Source organism: Novosphingobium aquimarinum (genome assembly GCF_009746585.1).
GTDB lineage: Bacteria > Pseudomonadota > Alphaproteobacteria > Sphingomonadales > Sphingomonadaceae > Novosphingobium > Novosphingobium aquimarinum.
The window spans coordinates 48,704-66,457 of the sequence record NZ_WRPO01000009.1; the positions used below are offsets into that span (position 1 = coordinate 48,704).

Below are 17,754 nucleotides of genomic sequence, written 5' to 3' on the forward strand. Positions count from 1 at the left end.
GCACGATCAGGCTTCGCTAGCCTCCGCAGCCTCCTTCTTGGCCCCGGTCGCAGATCCCTTCTTCGCCGCCGGTTTCTTTGCCGCAGCCTTCTTTTTCGGTGCGGCTTTCTTCTTCGGCGCCGCCTTCTTGCCCTTCCCCTTGGCCGGACCCTTGGCAACCTTCGCGTCGATCAGCGCGATCGCCGCTTCAGCGGTCAGATCTTCCGGTTTAGCGTCGCGGGGCAAAGTGGCGTTGGTGCTCCCGTCGGTGACATAAGGTCCGTAGCGGCCGGCCATCACTTTCATTTCGCCGCCGCTGGTCGGATGCGCGCCGAGGACCTTGATCGGCTCGGCCGCGACACGACCGCCGCGGTTCTTCGCTTCGGCGAGCAACGTCACCGCCGCGTTCATCCCCGTCTCGAACACCTCGGACGTGCTGCGTAGCTTGGCATACTTGCCCTCGTGCACCAGGTAGGGCCCATAGCGCCCGATGCTTGCGTTGATTTCCTTGCCGGTTTCCGGGTGCGTACCGACGGTGCGCGGCAAGCTCAGCAGCTTGAGCGCCCATTCGAGGTTCAACTCGTCGATGTCCTTGGGGATCGAGGCGCGCTTGGCTTCCTTGCCTTCGCCGAGCTGGATGTACGGCCCGAAGCGACCCGTGCGGCGCACGATGTCGAGTCCCGTTTCCGGATCCTTGCCAAGCGTTTCATCCTCGGCCTCCTCGCCATTGCCGCCAGGCTGCGCGAACTTGCGGGTGAACTTGCACTCCGGATAATTCGAGCAGGCCACGAAGGCACCGTAGCGACCGCCGCGCAGCGCGAGCCGACCATCGCCGCACTTCGGGCAAGCGCGCGGATCGCTGCCGTCCTCCTTGGGCGGAAACAGGAATTCCGAAAGGTACTCGTCGAGCACTTCGGTCACTTCGGAGGGCTTGCGCTCCATGACCTCGTCGGACTTGGGCTTGAAGTCGCGCCAGAAGGCCGCGAGAAGCGCGCGCCATTCGGCCCTTCCGCCGGACACGTCATCGAGTTCCTCCTCCATTCCGGCGGTGAATTCGTAAGCGACGTAACGCTCAAAGAATCGCTCGAGAAACGCCGTGAGGAGTCGGCCCGATTCTTCTGCAAAGAAACGATTTTTTTCGGTCCGCACATAAGCGCGGTCCTTCAGCACCTGGATCGTCGCGGCATAAGTCGAGGGTCGGCCGATGCCGAGCTCCTCGAGCCGCTTGACCAGGCTTGCCTCGGAATACCGCGGCGGCGGCTGGGTGAAATGCTGTTCGGCCGTCACGTCCTTTTTCGCCGGCGCGTCGCCCGCTTTCATGAAGGGCAGCAGACCCGATTCGTCATCGTCGTCCTTCTGGTCCCGCCCTTCTTCGTAAACCGCAAGAAAGCCCGGAAACTTCACGACTTGGCCCGTCGCGCGCAGCTCGTTGCGGCCAGTGCCGTCGCGCAGCGTGACGGTCGTGCGCTCGAGGCTGGCCGAGGCCATCTGGCTGGCCATCGCGCGCTTGAACACGAGATCGTAGAGCTTGGCTTCGTCGCCCGAGCCGAACCGATCCTTGGAGAAGTCTGTCGGCCGGATCGCTTCGTGAGCTTCCTGCGCATTCTTCGCCTTGGACGAATACTGGCGCGGCTGCTCAGGCAGATAGTGGCCGTCGTAGCGATTCGTGATCGCCGCGCGGCATTCCGAGATCGCCGAGGGATCCATCTGCACCCCGTCGGTCCGCATGTAGGTGATGGCCCCCGCCTCGTAGAGCGATTGCGCCACCCGCATCGTCTGGCTGGCCGAAAAGCCGAGCTTGCGCGAGGCCTCCTGCTGCAGCGTGGAGGTAGTGAAGGGCGGCTGCGGATTGCGGCGGTGCGGCTTGGTCTCGACCGTCTCGACCTTGAAGGCGCCCGCTTCGACCGCGGCCTTGGCGCGCATGGCGATACCCTCGTCGCCGAGGCTCAGCTTGTCGACCTTCTGGCCTTCGAATGTCACCAGGCGCGCGGTGAACGGCGTGCCATCCTGCTCCATCGCGGCGGCCACCGACCAGTATTCCTGCGGGACGAACGCTTCGATCTCGCGCTCGCGATCGACAATCAGCCGCAGCGATACGGACTGCACGCGGCCCGCGGACTTGGCGCCGGGCAGCTTGCGCCACAGCACCGGCGACAGAGTGAACCCGAACAAGTAGTCGAGCGCGCGCCGCGCCAGATAGGCATCGATCAGGTCCTGATCGAGCTCGCGCGGCTGCCCCATCGCCTTGGTCACCGTGTCCTTGGTGATGGCGTTGAAGGTTACCCGCTGCACGTCCTTCGGAAGCGCACGACGTTTCGCCAGTAACTCCCTGACATGCCAGGAAATCGCCTCGCCTTCGCGATCCGGGTCAGTCGCGAGAATCAGACGGTCGGCGCCCTTGGCGGCATCGGTGATCGCCTTCACTTGCTTTTGTTTGTCGCCATAGAGCTCCCAGTCCATGGCGAAATCTTCATCCGGCCGGACCGAGCCGTCCTTCGGCGGCAGATCGCGGACGTGGCCGTAGGAGGCGAGGACTTTGTAGCCCGGGCCCAGATACTTCTCGATGGTTTTGGCCTTGGCAGGCGATTCGACGATAACCAGTTGCATTTGTGTAGAGTTCCGATGGGCCTGTTCGCGTATACGTGCGTGAATCTGGGTACGGCTCGCACCGTTCGTCAAGGTCGGCTCGCCGCCAGTCCCCCTTTTCGGGTCCTTCGCCTCAACCGCCTCCGTCAGCGAGCGAGACGCGTCCGGCGGCATGGCGCACCAGCCGTCCGGCCAGTTCCAGTTCGAGCAGCGCCAGCTGAATGGCCGCGGCGCCCTGCCCGCTCTGCCGGATGAGTTCGTCGACTGAGACCGGTGCCGACGTCAGCATGCCGGCAATGTCCGCCGGTTCCTGCGCCAGCATCTCGTCGGAGGCGTATTGCTGCGAAGGCACTTCGCGGAACGTGGAGCGCAGCTGGCCGGTGAACCCCGTCAGCAGTTCGATCACGTCGGCCACGTCCTGCACCAGGATCGCGCCTTCGCGGATCAGATGATTGCAGCCGCGCGACCGCGAATCGAGCGGCGAACCAGGGATCGCCATGACCTCTCGCCCCAGGGCCCCCGCAAGCCGGGCAGTGATGAGCGAGCCCGATTTCGGCGCTGCCTCGACCACCAGCGTGCCCGCCGCGATCCCGGCGATGATCCGGTTGCGCGCCGGGAAATGCCGGGCGAGCGGCTCGGTGCCGAGCGGCTGTTCGGCAAGGAGCAGGCCCTCTTGCGCGATACTCTCCTGCAGGTCCGCATGCTCCGGCGGGTAGGCGATGTCGATACCGCTAGCGATCACGCCGATCGTCCCGCCACCGCCGCTCATCGCGCCCCAGTGCGCAGCCCCGTCGATTCCGCGGGCAAGGCCGGACACCACGACGTAGCCCGCCTCCGACAGCGCGGCCGCGAACTCCCGCGACAGCTTGATTGCCGCCGCCGAGGCGTTGCGCGCCCCGACCATGGCGACAGCAGGCTTCGCGGCCATCGCCAAACGCCCCCGCGCCACGAGGATGGGCGGCGCGCCATCGGCCTCCCGAAGCAAAGGCGGATAGTCGGGCGAATCGTGAAACAGGTAGCGCGCACCGGCCCGCTTGACGCCTGCGACCTCGTCCACGATCCGCGCTTCGGGGGCGGGCCGATAGGGTTTGCCGCCGCGCGCCGCGATATCGGGGAGAGCCTCCAGCGCCGCCACGGCCGTGCCGAAGCGCGTGAGCAAGGTTTGATAGGTCACGGGTCCGACATTGGGCGAACGCAGCAGCCGGATTCGCGCGAAGGCCTCGTCCTGCGTGATGGCCGCCTTGGCGTTCACGCCTTGGTGCCGCCGATCCTCGGCTCGGTCCCGCCGCGCAGACGCGCGATGTTCTGCCGATGTTGAAAAAGGACGATGATCGCGATCAGAGCCAGCACCCCAGCAGCGTCAGGCCGGTTGAAGACCAGGGCACCGATCGGCGCCACCACTGCCGCCGTCATTCCCGCGACCGAAGACACGCGCGTCGTCCCGAGCAGGACCAGCCAGACGAAGGCGTAAAGCACGCCGACCGGCCAGGCGAGGCCGAACGCGACACCTGCCGTCGTCGCCACGCCCTTGCCGCCGCGAAAGCCCATCCAGAGCGAGAAACAATGCCCCAGGAACGCCCCGAAGCCCGCCGCGGCGCCCGATCCCGGCAGCAGCCATTCGGCGAGCAGTACGGCGGCCAGGCCCTTGAGCAAATCGAACAGCAGGGTCGTCGCGGCAAGGCCCTTGCGCCCGGTGCGCAGGACGTTCGTTGCGCCGATATTGCCCGAACCGATGCTGCGCAAATCGCCCGCCCCACCAATGCGCGTGACGATCAAGCCGAACGGGATCGAACCCAGCGCATAGCCCAGAAGAAACCCCAGCACCCAGTTCATGCGCCCTCGATATATCAGCTAATTGTTGCTCCGGATGCGACCCTGCCCCTAACAGGGCCCCGGCACAACGCCTTGTCGGATATCCATGACCCTTCCCGATCGTATCGACCCTACCGCTCCTGTCCTCCTGTTCGATTCGGGCGTGGGGGGACTGACCGTACTTCGGGAGATCCGCCAGCTCCTGCCGGACGCACCGGTCGTCTACGCCGCCGACAATGCCGGCCTGCCGTATGGCACTAAGACCGAGGCACAAGTCGCGGCGCGCGTGTGCGGCCTGCTCGGCCGGATTACGGAACGTCTCCAGCCGCGGCTGGTCTGCATTGCCTGCAACACGGCGTCGACGATCGCGCTTGGCATGGTTCGCGACGTGCTGGAAATTCCGGTCGTCGGGACCGTTCCCGCGATCAAGCCGGCCGCCGCGCTGACTCGCAGCGGCGTGATCGGTCTGCTCGGCACCGAAGCGACCATCCGCCAGGATTACGTCGACCGCCTCGAGGCGGAGTTCGCACAGGACAAGACACTACTGCGCTACGGCGCGCCGCGCCTCGTCGAGGCAGCGGAAGCCAAGCTCCGCGGCGTGACGCCCGATCCCGATGCCGTGCGCGAGGCCGTCGACGGGCTGCGCTCCATGCCGGGCGGCGAAGCGATGGACGCACTCGTGCTGGCCTGCACCCATTTCCCGCTGCTGGCCGATGAATTGCAGGCAGCGCTCGGTCCCGAGGTCCGGCTGGTCCATGGTGCCGAGGGCATCGCCCGCCAGGTCGCTCGCCTGCTCGCGGGGCAGATGTTCGAGCGTGCCCGGCCTGACTTGGCGTTGTTTACCGCCGATGGCCCTGGCATTGCCTCGCTCGCGCCGTGCCTTGAATCCTACGGGCTCCCGAACATCGACGTGTTCAGCAAGCGTTGATCGCGTTCAGGCAGGAATGTTCGCGCCCATCTCCCGATAATTGCTGGAAATCAATGAACGGATCAGATAAACGCCCCAACCGACGACCGGCCAAGCGGCAGAAGTTACGCGGGACGAATTTTTCGTGAACTACGACCAGATTTTCGATCAGGCGATCGATCGCCTCCATTCCGAGGGCCGCTATCGGGTCTTCATTGATATCCTGCGCAACAAGGGTGCGTTTCCCAACGCGCGTTGTTTCGCCGGCCACAACGGGCCGAAGCCGATCACCGTATGGTGCTCAAACGACTATCTCGCGATGGGCCAGCACCCCAAGGTCGTCGCGGCGATGGAAGAAGCCCTGCACGATGTCGGCGCCGGCTCCGGCGGCACGCGCAACATCGGCGGCAACACCCATTACCACATCGAGCTCGAGCGCGAGCTGGCCGACCTGCACGACAAGCAGAGCGCGCTGCTGTTCACCTCGGGCTACGTCTCGAACGACGCGACGCTCTCGACTCTGGCCAAGCTGCTGCCGGGTTGCGTGATTTTCTCGGACGAGCTCAATCATGCCTCGATGATCGCGGGCATCCGCAATTCGGGCTGCGAGAAGAAGGTCTTCCGCCACAACGATCTCGAGCATCTCGAGCAGTTGCTTGCCGAGACCGATCCCCATCTGCCCAAGCTGATCGCGTTCGAAAGCGTCTACTCGATGGACGGCGACGTGGCCCCGATCCACGCGATCTGCGACCTGGCCGACAAGTACAACGCGCTCACATACATCGACGAGGTCCACGCGGTCGGCATGTACGGCAAGCGCGGCGGCGGCATTTCCGAGCGGGACGAGGCGGCCGACCGCATCACCATCATCGAAGGCACGCTGGGCAAAGCGTTCGGCGTGATGGGCGGCTATATCGCGGCCGATACCAAGATCATCGACTGCATCCGCAGCTATGCACCGGGTTTCATCTTCACCACGTCGCTCTCGCCCGTCCTCGTGGCCGGCGTCCTTGCTTCGGTGAAGCACCTCAAGTCCTCGAGCGAGGAGCGTGACGGCCAGCAGGCTTCCGCCGCCCGGCTCAAGAACATGTTCCGCGATGCGGGACTGCCGGTGATGGATTCGACCACACATATCGTCCCGCTGATGGTCGGCGATCCCGTCATGGCCAAGCGGATCAGCGACATCCTGCTCGCCGAATACGGTGTCTATGTGCAGCCGATCAATTTCCCGACCGTGCCCCGCGGCACCGAGCGCCTGCGCTTCACGCCGGGCCCTGCGCACACCGAGGAGATGATGCGCGAGCTGACTCAGGCTCTCGTTGAGATCTGGGATCGTATGGAGCTGCGCCAGGCCGCCTGATCGGCGGCTTGACGATGCAGGTCGATCGGGCACGACGCATTCGCGCCGTGCCGTCGGAGTGGCCTATCTATCGGTCGATCTGCCAGCGCGCGCGGCCTGCTCCAGCAGCGGCGACGGATCCATGAAGCGGTAACCCGGCGCCTCATCGGCGAAGTGCCGCAACCAGTAGACATGGCCTGAACCGACGAGAACGAGCACTTTCTCGCCGGGCCTGGCGATCCTGCCCAGTTTCGCGAACATCTTTGCATTGCGCATGTACCACAAGGCGTTGAGTTCCGCGCCGGCCTGATCGTTCGCATCGCCGATGGGAAGCATGCCGTAGTACAAGCGACGATGCATCGGCAGGATGCGTGACGGATCGTTCTCGCGCAGCAGCATGCTGGCGATCGAGTTCGTCCGTTGAAGCGCCTCGCCCTCGGCCGCATCCTTCTTCACTGGGCTCAGCAGTCCGGTAAGGTAGTCCGATTGGCCATGGCTGGCGGCAGACGCCTCGACTTTGTCGAAGGGAAAATAGTCGGGCTCGCCCTCGCCCGGCTGTTCGTCGAAGCCATAGACCTTGTCGTGACCAAGCAATCGCGCAAGGCGAAAGCCGATCTGATCGATCTCGTTGCGTTCGCGCGTCAGGTCCTGCGGAGTGAACCGCGCGAAGGACGGCATCGATAGATCCGGCTCGAGAGACTGGCTCTCCACAGCGATGCGATCGGGCTTCCATTGCGCCAGCACTCGCGCCAGCGCGGCAAGCTCCGCCTGCCGCCTCGGGGCCAGCACATCGTCGACAGTCATGCCGACGACGTCACGCCCTGGATTGGCGAAATGGTATGTGCCCACAATCATGACGCTGACGGTGGCCCGTTCCGCTTCGGCCGCCCGCGCGGGCAGCGCCGTGCCCAAGATCACCATCGCCCAGATCCAGCCCTTGAACAGCATGTCGCGCCTCCCTGCATGAGCCGTTGTCTAATTCATCGGCAGGCGCCGGCCCATGCCGCTCGTCGTGGATTCTGGCACTCCGGTCGATCCTTGTTACGGATCACTCCGGCGCCTCAGATGACCCCAGCCGTTTGCGCCAGCAGCCACAAGCCGATCGCGAGGAACAGCAGCGCGGCCACGATCCGCACGGTCTTGAGCGGAATTCGCTCCACCAGTTCCTTGCCGAGGAACACAGCCGGGACGTTGGCGATCATCATGCCCAAGGTAGTCCCGCACATCACCGCGAACACGCTGTCGAAGCGGGCGCCGAGCGCGATCGTGGCGACCTGCGTCTTGTCTCCCATCTCGACGAGGAAAAAGGCCACCAGCGTCGTCAGGAACGCCCCGTAGCGCACCGGCTTCTGCTCGTCCTCGTCGAACGTGTCGGGAATCAGCGTCCAGCCCGCCATGACGATGAAAGAGGCCGCCACGAGATAGCGGAACCAGGTTCCGTCCAGCCAGGCGGAAGCCTGCTGACCGACCAGCGCCGCCAGAAAGTGGTTGGCCACCGTCGCCGCGAGGATGCCCCACACGATCGGCCAGGGCTTGCGGAAGCGAGTCGCCAGAACGATCGCGAGCAACTGGGTCTTGTCGCCGATCTCGGCAATGGCGACGATACCGATGGATGTGAGAAAGGCTTCCAAACGCAAGGCTCCTGTGCGGTCGCGGAGCGCTTGGTTAGCCCGCTCTTGGCCCGCTGCAAGCGCGATGTTGCCAAATGCGGCAACCGAGAGGGGTCTGTGGCCGATCGATCGCTGTATCGCCTGCGCCAGGCAACACGGCGCGGCGGGCTTATCACCGCCGCGCCGCTGCCGTTACCTCAGGCTGACGACGTTGTCGCTGACGCGCGGGTCGGGACGGCCGGTGTAGAGGCTCGCCATCGGCTCGTCGGTCACAGTCACGACTTCACCCTGGCCAAAGCCGTTGAAGGCGGTCCGCATCGCCGCGCCGTAAGCGCCGAGCATGCCGATTTCGAGGAAGTCGCCAGCCTTGATGTCGGCCGGCAGCACGAATGGCCCTTCCATATAGTCGGCATCGTCGCACGTCGGGCCGTAGAACGCGAAGTTCTCCTCGGCATCCATCCGCTCGGCATTGAGGCACCGGACCGGGAAGCGCCAGGCGACATGCGCGGCATCGTAAAGCGCGCCGTAGGCACCATCGTTGATGTACAGTTCGTTGCCACGCCGGCGTTCGACCTTGACGATCATCGAGTTGTACTCGGCGCACAGCGCCCGGCCCGGCTCGCACCAGAGCTCGGCGTTGTAGGCGATCGGCAGGGCTTCGAAGTGGCGGTGAATGATCGCGAAGTAGTCTTCGAGCGGCGGCGGTTCCATGCCCGGGTAGATCGAGGGAAAGCCCCCGCCTACATCCACCATGTCGATGACCACGCCCGCTTCGGCGATGGCGGCACGCGCGCGCTCGAGCGCCTGAACGTAAGCGAAGGGCGTCATCGCCTGGCTGCCGACATGGAAGCACACCCCGAGCCAGTCGGCGACCTGACGCGTCGCCTGCAGCAGCGGCGCCGCATCGGCGAGGTCGATGCCGAACTTGGAAGCAAGGCTCAGTTCCGAATACTCGGATGAAACGCGCAGTCGCACGCACAGGCGCAGGTCGGTGGCATTCTCGCCGTTCTCGTCCCGCGTGGCCTCGAGGATCTTTTCGACCTCTTCGATCGAGTCCAAGCTGAAGGTGCGTACGCCATGGACCCTGTAGGCCTCCGCGATCGCACTCTTGGTCTTGACCGGGTGCATGAAGCACAGCGTCGCTTGCGGCAGGGTCTGGCGCACGAGGCGCACTTCGGCGATCGAGGCCACGTCGTAATGCGTGATCCCGCCGCTCCACAGCACCTCCAGGAGATCCGGGGACGGATTCGCCTTCACCGCGTACAGCGACTTGCCCGGAAACTTCGTGGCGAAGAAACGGGCTGCGCGCGTCGCGGCATGCGGGCGGTTCAGGATAACCGGTTCGTCGGGCGCGAGGGCGCCCGCTACAGCCGATGCTTCAGGGTAATGGTGCAACTCAAGGGACCCCCAAACGAAATGTCAGACAAAAGCTGCCTTGCGGTTTGGAAGTCCCCTTGGGGCAGCGGAGGGCGGATATAGGTCCGATAGCGTGAAGTGCAAGTTAAAAACGAGGGCTTTCACAAATACGTCATAGAGTCGGACACGGAGCGCGGGACGTGCGCCGGCCTGGGAGCGATTTTCTTGTCATCCCAGTGTCTTATACGCGGCCATTCAGAACCGATCTTCCCTCCTCCTCCACGACCGATCCGTCGCGATCCAAGCGGAAGACATGTTACCAGCCTGGTCCGCGCAAATCGCACCAGCTGGGATCGATCGGGTCTCGATTGGGATGGGCCGAGCCGAGGCCATCAGCTCAAACGGTTCCGGAAATCTTCGTAATCGAAGCGACGGATACACTCGAGCTGATCGGTCTCCGAATCCCACAGCCAGATCGAAGGCAGCGGCACACCGTTGAACGTAGTGGTCTTGACCATCGAATAGTGAGCCTGATCAAGAAACGCGAAGCGCTGCCCCGGCTTCACCGGCTCGGGCAGCACATAATCGCCGATCACGTCACCCGCGAGGCACGAAGGCCCACCCAGGCGGAACCGGCCACCTTGAGCTTCGTCGACGATCTGGTTTTCGTCGAAGGGCGGCTCGCCCAGCATGGAGGGACGGTAAGGCGCCTCGATCACGTCGGGCATGTGGCAAGTCGCCGATACGTCGGTCACGGCGATCGGCATCCCGTTCCAGCCGGTATCGAGGATCGTGCCCACCAGGATCCCGGCATCGAGCGCGACGGCTTCGCCCGGCTCGATGTAGACTTGGGCCCCGGTATCCTCGGCAAGGTCGCTCAGGAACTGCACCAGATTCTCACGCTGATAGTCGGCGCGGGTGATGTGATGGCCGCCACCGACATTGATCCAGGCGAATTGGCCGAAATAGGGCTCGAGAAAATCGAAAACCTTGTCCCAGGTGCGTTCGAGCGGCGCGAAGTCCTGTTCGCACAAGTTGTGGAAGTGAATGCCCTCGACCATCGCCATGTGCTCTTCGGTCAGCTGGTCGATCGGAAAACCCAAACGCGAGTGCGCGGCGGAAGGATCGTACTTCGGCACCTCGCCTTCCGGTTGCATGGGGTTGATCCGAAGGCCGATATCGAAGGCCTCGCCGCGCGCACGCGCGACTTCGATCACCGGGCGCATCAGCTCGATCTGCTGCGGCGAATTGAAAATGACGTGATCCGACAAGCGCAGGATCTCATCGAGCTCATCGGGCTTGTAGGCCGCGCAGTAGGTCGCGATCTCGCCATCGTAGAACTCCGAGGCCAGCCGCGCTTCCCACAGGCCCGAGGTGCAGACGCCATCGAGAAATTCGCCCACGATCGGCGCGACCGACCACATCGAGAAGGCCTTGAGCGCGGCCAGAACCTTGGCCCCCGAGGCTTCGCCGACGTCGCTCAGGATGCGCAAGTTGTCGCGCAGCTTGGCCGCATCGACGACGAAGGCAGGCGAATCGACGCGCGAGAGATCGAACTGCGCAAAGGCGCCCGGATCACCGGCTCGTGTTTCCATCAGGCGTAAGTCTCCAGGCAATCGTTCATCAGTCACACGAAGCAGGCGAGTTCGGTCTCAGGCAGCATGGGGACGGCGTCCGGGAGTGCGACCAAGCGAAGCGGCGGGAACAACCGCCTCAGTCCACGCAGATCGCATAGGCCGGCTTGCCGCCGAGGATTTCGGAATAGCAGCCGAACAGCTTGTCGTCTTTCTGGCACGAGCCCGCGGTCTGCTGCGTCTCCGGCCCCGGTTGGCCCACGCACTTACCCTCGCATTGCGACGAATCGGTGCAAGCCTTGCCTCCGTCGGCATAGGTATGGAGGCATGCTTCCATGCCCGCCATGCCGCGCGCTTCGACGGTGCCGCCGGATGCCTCGCACTGCGCGCGCTTGGCGGGCGACATCGCCTTCTGGAACGGGCTTTGTAGACTTCGCTTGGCACCGGATGCAGGGGCCGGCGCCACCGTCTCGCTCGTCGTCGGCGCCGGCGGAGAGGCATTCTCCTGCGGCGCGCAGGCCGCGAGCGCCAGGCTGAAAAGAACCGGAAGGATGCGCATCAAAACGGCAACGGCTCGGTCAGTTCCTCGACGGTCCAGGGCAGGCCCTGCTCGCCCAGCATCGCCAGGAACGGATCGGGGTCGAACTGCTCCATGTTGAACACGCCGCCCTCTCCGTTGGCACCCTTCCATTTGCCGGTGACCAGCATCGCCGCGCCGACCATGGCGGGAACCCCGGTGGTGTAGCTCACCGCCTGGTTGCCCGTTTCCTCGTAGGCGTCTTCATGGTCGCAGATGTTCTTGATGTAGAACGTCTTCTCGCCGGACCCGTCGAGTGCTTCGCCGGTCGCGATATCGCCGATGTTGGTCTTGCCCTTGGTCGTCGGACCAAGCGAGGCGGGCTCGGGCAGAACCGCCTTCAGAAACTGCAGCGGGATGATCTCCTGCCCGTTGTAGATTACCGGATCGATCCGCGTCATGCCCACGTTCTGGAGCACGGTCAGGTGCTGGATATAGGCATCACCGAAGGTCATCCAGAACCGCGCGCGTTCCATCTCGGGGAGGAACTTGGCGAGGCTCTCGAGCTCCTCGTGGTACATCATGTACATGTTCTTGGCGCCGACGCCTTCGAACTCGAACGACTGCTTCTTGCCCATCGCCGGGGTTTCGACGAACTCGCCGTTCTCCCAGTGCCGCGCGGGCGCGGTCACTTCGCGGATGTTGATCTCGGGATTGAAATTGGTGGCGAACGCCTGACCGTGATCGCCCCCATTGCAATCGAGGATGTCGAGCAAGCGAATGGTCTTGAGCTTGTGCTTCTTGAGCCACATCGCGAACACGCTGGTGACGCCGGGATCAAAGCCCGAGCCGAGCAGCGCGGTCAGTCCCGCTTGCTTGAAGCGATCGTGATAGTCCCACTGCCAGCTATATTCGAACTTCGCGACGTCGCGCGGCTCGTAATTCGCGGTATCGAGATAATTGGTGCCGGTCGCCAGGCACGCATCCATGATCGCGAGGTCCTGATAGGGCAGCGCCAGATTGACCACCAGTTCGGGGCCGATCTCGCCGATCAGCTTGCTGGTCGCTTCGACGTCATCGGCGTCGATCGCGTATGTCGCGATAGCGATGCCGGTGCGCTCCTTCACAGACGCCGCGATCGCCTCGCACTTCGAGACCGTCCGGCTGGCGAGGTGAATGTCCGTGAAGATGTCGGGGTTCATGGCCATCTTGTGGACCGCCACCGATCCGACGCCGCCTGCGCCGATCACCAGAACCTTGCTCAATTCGCTTCTCCTTGCCGCAGGATCGTTGCCGACCCGCCGAAACGCCGGATATAGGCCCCCATAATGACAACTCAACCAACTCCATCGGTGCGGTCGCCATCCATGCGTGCTCCGACGCGCGCCGGCGTGCTGCGTGCGGCCGAGCGGATTGCCGCCATCCTGCCCCCGACGCCGCTGCTTACGCTCGACGTGGCCGGACGCACGATCTGGTGCAAGGCGGAGTGCCTGCAACCGGTCGGAGCGTTCAAGATTCGCGGCGCCTGGCACCGGCTGAGCGCGCTGAGCGAAGCCGAGCGCGCGCGCGGCGTGGTCGGCGTCTCCAGCGGAAACCATGCGCAGGGCGTGGCCTGGGCGGCACGGCGGCTGGGAATGCAGGCGACGATCGTCATGCCGATCGATGCCCCGGCCGTGAAACTGGCGAACACGCGCGCACTCGGCGCCGAGGTCGTGCTCTACGATCGCGCGGGCGGCGAGGACCGCGACGACGTGGCGAGGCGGATCTGTGCCGAAAGCGGCGCCACTCTCGTGCACGCCTTCGGCGATCCCTGGGTCATCGAAGGACAGGGAACAGCGGGCATCGAGCTGACCGCGCAATTGGCAGCAGCGACCGGTAGCGGCCCGGACCTGCTGCTAGCACCCTGCGGCGGCGGCGGGCTGACGGCCGGGCTGGCACTGGCCTGCCCCGAAGCCACGGTGGTGCCGGTCGAGCCGGAAGGGTGGGACGTCGTCGGTCGCAGCCTGTCACAAGGCGAGATCGTCGGGACTCGAGCCGATCCCCCATCCACCTCATGCGATTCCCTGCAACCGCCGCGCACGCACGCGGTCAATTTCGCGGTGCTGCAGGAGCGCTGCCGGTTCGGGCTGACCGTCAGCGACAGCGAAGTCCGCGAGGCACAGCGGCTTGCCTTTTCGTCGCTGCGCCTCGTCATTGAGCCCGGCGGCGCGGCGGCGCTGGCGTCCGTGCTTGCGGGCAGAATCGAAGCGACGGACCGGACGGTCGTGATCCTCTCGGGCGGCAATACCGACGCCGCTGCCTTCGCACAGGTTCTGACGACGTCCGACTGACCGCGGCCGGAACGGCTAATCAGAGGCGTCCCTGTCGGGCTCACCCATCTCGCGCGCGCCAAAAAGAATGGCCCGCGGAATACCGCGGGCCAGTTGCCTTTGAAAAGGTAGGGAGGTCAGCGCAGAGGGGGTGGGAGGGTGGAGGGAACTGCCGCGCCGGCCTTCACTCGCACCAACGTCGCCCCGCTCATACCGTTCCCGCCTCGCGATCAACCGTGCGCCGCTGTCGCCGTAACGATCGGATCCCTAACTCTGCGAGGTAAGTCCCTCTCCCGTGCCGCGTGACAGGCTGCCGTTGGCAGACTTCCGGAAAGTCGCTATCGGGGCCGCTCAGACAAGGTTAAGCCGCCTTGCGCCAACCGCTCTCTTGCAAATCTGCCCAGAGGAGCCGGCGCATCCGGGTCCTCGTCAGCGGGAGCGCCGGAGAGCCGGCCAGGAACGGGAACGACGCCAGAGTGAAGCAGTCATTGGGTTCGATCAGGGGATTGGGTATCGCGATCGTGCTGGGCTTCGGCCTGGCCGGGATCCAGGGCGCTGCCGCGCAATCGGCGCCCCAGGGCAACATCGTGATTCCGCCCGACGTTACGATTTTCGGCGAAGCCAACCCCAACGTCCGCAAGGCGACCGCGGTCGTCAATGGTGACGTCATCACGGGCACGGACGTCGACCAGCGCATGGCGCTGATTCTCGCAGCCAACGACAACAAGCTCAGCAGCGAGGACATGGAACGCCTGCGCCTGCAAGTGCTGCGCAACCTGATCGACGAGACGCTCGAGATCCAGGAAGCCGAAGCTGCCGAGATCAAAGTGCCCGAGGCCGAGATCAACCAATCTTACGCCCGCGTCGCAGCGCAGAACTTCGGGCAGGACACCGCTGCGATGGATGCCTACCTCAAGCGGATCGGCTCCTCGCCGGCTTCGCTCAAGCGTCAGATCGAGGGCGAGATGGCCTGGCAACGGCTGTTGCAGCGCAACGTCGCGCCTTTCATCAACGTCGCCGACGAGGAAGTGAACGAGGTCATCTCGCGACTGCAGGCTTCGAAGGGCACCGACGAGTATCGCATTGGCGAGATCTACCTTGCCGCCCCCGCCGAAGCGGAGCAGCAAGTCGCGGAGAACGCGCGCCGCATCGTCGAGCAATTGCGTGAGGGCGGCAGCTTCGTCGCTTATGCACGGCAGTATTCACAAGCCTCGACCGCGGCCGTCGGCGGCGATCTCGGCTGGATCAAGCTCGAGCAATTGCCGACCGAACTGGCCGTGGCCGCGCGCGACCTTACGCCCGGCCAGCTTGTCGGGCCGATCGCGGTTCCCGGTGGTTTCTCGATCCTCTACCTGATCGACAAGCGCCAGGTGCTGATGGCCGATCCGCGCGACGCGGTACTGGCGCTCAAGCAGATCTCGATCAGCTTCCCCAAGGGCACGACCGAAGCGCAGGCGCAGGCGCGCGCCAAGTCTTTCGCGCAAGCGATGGGGCAAGCGCGCGGCTGCGGAACCGTCGACGAAGTGGCCTCGAAAATTGGCGCACAAGTCGTCACCAACGATCAGGTGCGCGCGCGCGACCTTCCCGGACCGCTGCAGAATGCAGTGCTCAATCTGAATGTCGGGGAAAGCTCGCCGCCGTTCGGCTCGATCGACGATGGCGTGCGCGTGCTGATGCTGTGCGGCCGCGACGATGCGCAAAGCCCCTCGGGCCCCAACTTCGACCAGCTCATGGCGCAGATGGAGGAGGACCGGATCAACAAGCGCGCGCAGATCTATCTTCGCGATCTTCGGCGCGACGCGGTGATCGACTACAACTGAGATGGCACTCGCGGTCTCGCTCGGCGATCCCGCCGGGATCGGACCGGAATGCATCGTCGAAGCCTGGACGAAGCGGAACGAGGAGCAACTGCCCCCGTTCTTCGTCGTCCATGGCGCCGACGTGCTGGCGGCGGCAGCGGCGGCGCTCGGCAAGAGCCTCGCCATTCGGCGGATCGATGATCCCGGCGAGTGCGAGACCGTATTCGCCACCGCCCTACCCGTGCTCGGGTCTCAGGATGCGCCGTATCGCCCGGGACAGCCCGACCGGACCGGCGCCGACCTCGCACTGGCATCGCTGACCGATGCGACCGCGCATGCCCGCGCCGGAACTGCAGACGGCGTGGTCACGTGCCCGATCGCCAAGGCGCAGCTTGCCGAAGTCGGCTTCACGCAGCCGGGACAGACCGAATTCCTCGCCGATCAATGCGGCCTGACGCACGAGGATGTGGTGATGATGCTCGCCGGACCTTCGCTGCGCACGGTGCCGTTGACGATCCACGTCGCGCTGGCTGACGTGCCCCGGCACTTGTCGAGCGACTTGATCGTCCGCCGCGCCCGGATCGTCGCCGCGGCCTTGCAGCGCGATTTCGGCCTCGCGGAACCGCGCATCGCGATGACCGGCCTCAATCCCCATGCCGGTGAGCAAGGCCGGTTCGGCGACGAGGAAGCGCGCATCATCATTCCCGCGATCGAACGCCTGCAGAACGAGGGTATCACGGTTACCGGCCCGCATCCGGCCGACGCCCTGTTCGCGCCGCACGAGCGTGCGGGGTACGATGCGGCGCTGTGCATGTATCACGATCAGGCGCTCATCCCGATCAAGGCCCTGGATTTCGACTCCGGCGTCAATGTCACGCTGGGATTGCCGATCGTGCGCACTTCGCCCGATCACGGTACGGCGTTCGGGATTGCCGGAAAAAGAGTCGCACGAGCGTTCGCGACGATCGCTGCAATCCGGATGGCTGGTGAATGCGCCGCACGCCGTAGCGCGGCATGAGCGAGGCTCTGCCACCCATGCGCGAAGTGATCGCGCGCCATGGCTTGTCGGCGAACAAGGCTCTCGGCCAGAACTTCCTGTTCGACGAACAGTTGCTCAACCGGATCGCGGCGATCCCGGGTGACATCGCAGGAAAGGACGTCCTCGAAATCGGGCCGGGCCCCGGCGGCCTCACGCGCGCCTTGCTGCGCGCCGGCGCGAACGTGACCGCGATCGAGATGGATCGCCGCTGCCTGCCCGCGCTTGCCGAGCTGGAAGCGGCGTTTCCGGGACAACTCCGCGTGATCGAGGGCGATGCGACGAAGATCGATCAGCCAGGCTTGTTCGAAGGCCCCTTCGCGGTCGTGGCCAACCTGCCCTACAACGTCGGCACACACTTGTTCACGGGCTGGCTTTCCGGCGCGAGCTGGCCTCCGGCCTGGACGTCGCTGACACTGATGTTCCAGGAGGAAGTGGCGCGGCGGATCGTATCGGAGCCCGGATCGTCGGCATACGGACGGCTCGCCGTCCTCGCGCAGTGGCGCTCGAAACCTCGACTGGCGCTCAAGGTGCACCGCAGCGCGTTTACCCCGCCGCCCAAGGTGATGAGCGCGATCGTCCATGTCGAGCCCTCGACTGCGCCCGCCGGGGTCGAGGCCCCGATGCTCGAGCGCGTGACCGAGGCTGCTTTCGGCCAACGCCGCAAGATGCTGCGGCAGAGCCTCAAGGGCCTGCCGGGCGCGATAGCGGCGCTGGAAAACCTGGGGATCGATCCGCAACGGCGCGCGGAAACGCTGTCCATCGCGGAGTTCGTGGCGGTCGCGAAAGCGCTGAGCTAATCCGAGACGGTATCGCGCCGGCTCTCCCTTCACCTACTCGTCATGCTGAACTCGTTTCAGCATCCATTTCGCCTCATAGGGCGGTTGTGTCGGGGGGCCACATGGATGCTGAAACAAGTTCAGCATGACG

Annotated in this window: 15 protein-coding genes; 6 read left to right on the forward strand and 9 right to left on the reverse strand. The window is 65.0% G+C overall.

Features of this window, described 5'->3' with window-relative positions:
• Positions 1–6: 6 nt before the first annotated feature.
• The 3 genes from topA to plsY all read right to left on the reverse strand — a co-directional run bounded on the left by topA (position 7) and on the right by plsY (position 4,398).
• Positions 7–2,586: a type I DNA topoisomerase gene (gene topA / locus GQO94_RS10950; protein ID WP_156841342.1), complete on the reverse strand. Its 2,580-nt coding sequence runs from the start codon at positions 2,584–2,586 to the stop codon at positions 7–9.
• A 112-nt stretch (positions 2,587–2,698) separates the two neighbouring features.
• Positions 2,699–3,817: a DNA-processing protein DprA gene (dprA, locus tag GQO94_RS10955; protein ID WP_156841344.1), complete on the reverse strand. Its 1,119-nt coding sequence runs from the start codon at positions 3,815–3,817 to the stop codon at positions 2,699–2,701.
• On the reverse strand, positions 3,814–4,398 hold the full coding sequence (plsY, locus tag GQO94_RS10960) for a glycerol-3-phosphate 1-O-acyltransferase PlsY (RefSeq protein WP_156841346.1): 585 nt from the start codon (positions 4,396–4,398) through the stop codon (positions 3,814–3,816). The genes dprA and plsY overlap by 4 nt, the downstream gene beginning before the upstream one ends.
• 85 nt (positions 4,399–4,483) lie before the next feature.
• On the opposite strand from plsY, the gene murI reads away from it, so the two are divergent.
• Both murI and hemA read left to right on the forward strand, forming a co-directional pair.
• Entirely contained in the window at positions 4,484–5,305 is an 822-nt protein-coding gene (gene murI / locus GQO94_RS10965; RefSeq protein WP_156841348.1) for a glutamate racemase, read from the forward strand.
• A 124-nt stretch (positions 5,306–5,429) separates the two neighbouring features.
• A complete protein-coding gene (gene hemA, locus GQO94_RS10970; protein ID WP_156841350.1) occupies positions 5,430–6,644 on the forward strand; it encodes a 5-aminolevulinate synthase in 1,215 nt (404 codons plus the stop codon).
• A gap of 63 nt (positions 6,645–6,707) precedes the next feature.
• Here hemA and GQO94_RS10975 read toward each other — a convergent pair whose 3' ends face one another.
• From GQO94_RS10975 to GQO94_RS11000, 6 genes are all read right to left on the reverse strand, one after another.
• Positions 6,708–7,571, reverse strand: a complete 864-nt coding sequence (locus GQO94_RS10975) for a DUF5694 domain-containing protein (protein WP_156841352.1) — start codon at positions 7,569–7,571, stop codon at positions 6,708–6,710.
• A 113-nt stretch (positions 7,572–7,684) separates the two neighbouring features.
• Positions 7,685–8,254, reverse strand: a complete 570-nt coding sequence (locus GQO94_RS10980; RefSeq protein ID WP_156841354.1) for a TMEM165/GDT1 family protein — start codon at positions 8,252–8,254, stop codon at positions 7,685–7,687.
• Positions 8,255–8,425: 171 nt separating this feature from the next.
• Complete coding sequence (locus tag GQO94_RS10985; RefSeq protein WP_156841356.1) at positions 8,426–9,628, reverse strand: type III PLP-dependent enzyme domain-containing protein; 1,203 nt, start codon at positions 9,626–9,628, stop codon at positions 8,426–8,428.
• A 353-nt stretch (positions 9,629–9,981) separates the two neighbouring features.
• Complete coding sequence (locus GQO94_RS10990) at positions 9,982–11,184, reverse strand: carboxynorspermidine decarboxylase (RefSeq protein WP_156841358.1); 1,203 nt, start codon at positions 11,182–11,184, stop codon at positions 9,982–9,984.
• 118 nt (positions 11,185–11,302) lie between these two features.
• On the reverse strand, positions 11,303–11,722 hold the full coding sequence (locus GQO94_RS10995; protein ID WP_156841360.1) for a hypothetical protein: 420 nt from the start codon (positions 11,720–11,722) through the stop codon (positions 11,303–11,305).
• Positions 11,722–12,945: a saccharopine dehydrogenase family protein gene (locus tag GQO94_RS11000; RefSeq protein WP_156841362.1), complete on the reverse strand. Its 1,224-nt coding sequence runs from the start codon at positions 12,943–12,945 to the stop codon at positions 11,722–11,724. Before GQO94_RS11000 ends, GQO94_RS10995 begins: the two co-directional genes overlap by 1 nt.
• Before the next feature lie 102 nt (positions 12,946–13,047).
• Between GQO94_RS11000 and GQO94_RS11005 the strand changes: the two genes are divergently transcribed.
• The 4 genes from GQO94_RS11005 (at position 13,048) to rsmA (ending at position 17,624) form a co-directional block, all read left to right on the forward strand.
• Complete coding sequence (locus tag GQO94_RS11005) at positions 13,048–14,010, forward strand: threonine ammonia-lyase (protein WP_232332885.1); 963 nt, start codon at positions 13,048–13,050, stop codon at positions 14,008–14,010.
• A gap of 491 nt (positions 14,011–14,501) precedes the next feature.
• On the forward strand, positions 14,502–15,809 hold the full coding sequence (locus tag GQO94_RS11010; RefSeq protein ID WP_408636618.1) for a peptidylprolyl isomerase: 1,308 nt from the start codon (positions 14,502–14,504) through the stop codon (positions 15,807–15,809).
• 1 nt (position 15,810) lies between these two features.
• The gene (gene pdxA, locus GQO94_RS11015) at positions 15,811–16,806 is read left to right on the forward strand and encodes a 4-hydroxythreonine-4-phosphate dehydrogenase PdxA (protein ID WP_156841367.1); all 996 of its coding nucleotides are present in this window, start codon (positions 15,811–15,813) and stop codon (positions 16,804–16,806) included.
• Positions 16,803–17,624, forward strand: a complete 822-nt coding sequence (rsmA, locus tag GQO94_RS11020; protein ID WP_156841369.1) for a 16S rRNA (adenine(1518)-N(6)/adenine(1519)-N(6))-dimethyltransferase RsmA — start codon at positions 16,803–16,805, stop codon at positions 17,622–17,624. Before pdxA ends, rsmA begins: the two co-directional genes overlap by 4 nt.
• The last annotated feature ends 130 nt before the right edge of the window (positions 17,625–17,754 follow it).

Coding starts and splice junctions, on each gene's coding strand:
- topA (WP_156841342.1), bottom strand. CDS start 2,586: ATGCAACTGGTTATCGTCGAATCGCCTGCCAAGGCCAAAACCATCGAG.
- plsY (WP_156841346.1), bottom strand. CDS start 4,398: ATGAACTGGGTGCTGGGGTTTCTTCTGGGCTATGCGCTGGGTTCGATC.
- murI (WP_156841348.1), top strand. CDS start 4,484: ATGACCCTTCCCGATCGTATCGACCCTACCGCTCCTGTCCTCCTGTTC.
- GQO94_RS10975 (WP_156841352.1), bottom strand. CDS start 7,571: ATGCTGTTCAAGGGCTGGATCTGGGCGATGGTGATCTTGGGCACGGCG.
- GQO94_RS10990 (WP_156841358.1), bottom strand. CDS start 11,184: ATGGAAACACGAGCCGGTGATCCGGGCGCCTTTGCGCAGTTCGATCTC.
- GQO94_RS10995 (WP_156841360.1), bottom strand. CDS start 11,722: ATGCGCATCCTTCCGGTTCTTTTCAGCCTGGCGCTCGCGGCCTGCGCG.
- GQO94_RS11005 (WP_232332885.1), top strand. CDS start 13,048: ATGCGTGCTCCGACGCGCGCCGGCGTGCTGCGTGCGGCCGAGCGGATT.
- pdxA (WP_156841367.1), top strand. CDS start 15,811: ATGGCACTCGCGGTCTCGCTCGGCGATCCCGCCGGGATCGGACCGGAA.
- rsmA (WP_156841369.1), top strand. CDS start 16,803: ATGAGCGAGGCTCTGCCACCCATGCGCGAAGTGATCGCGCGCCATGGC.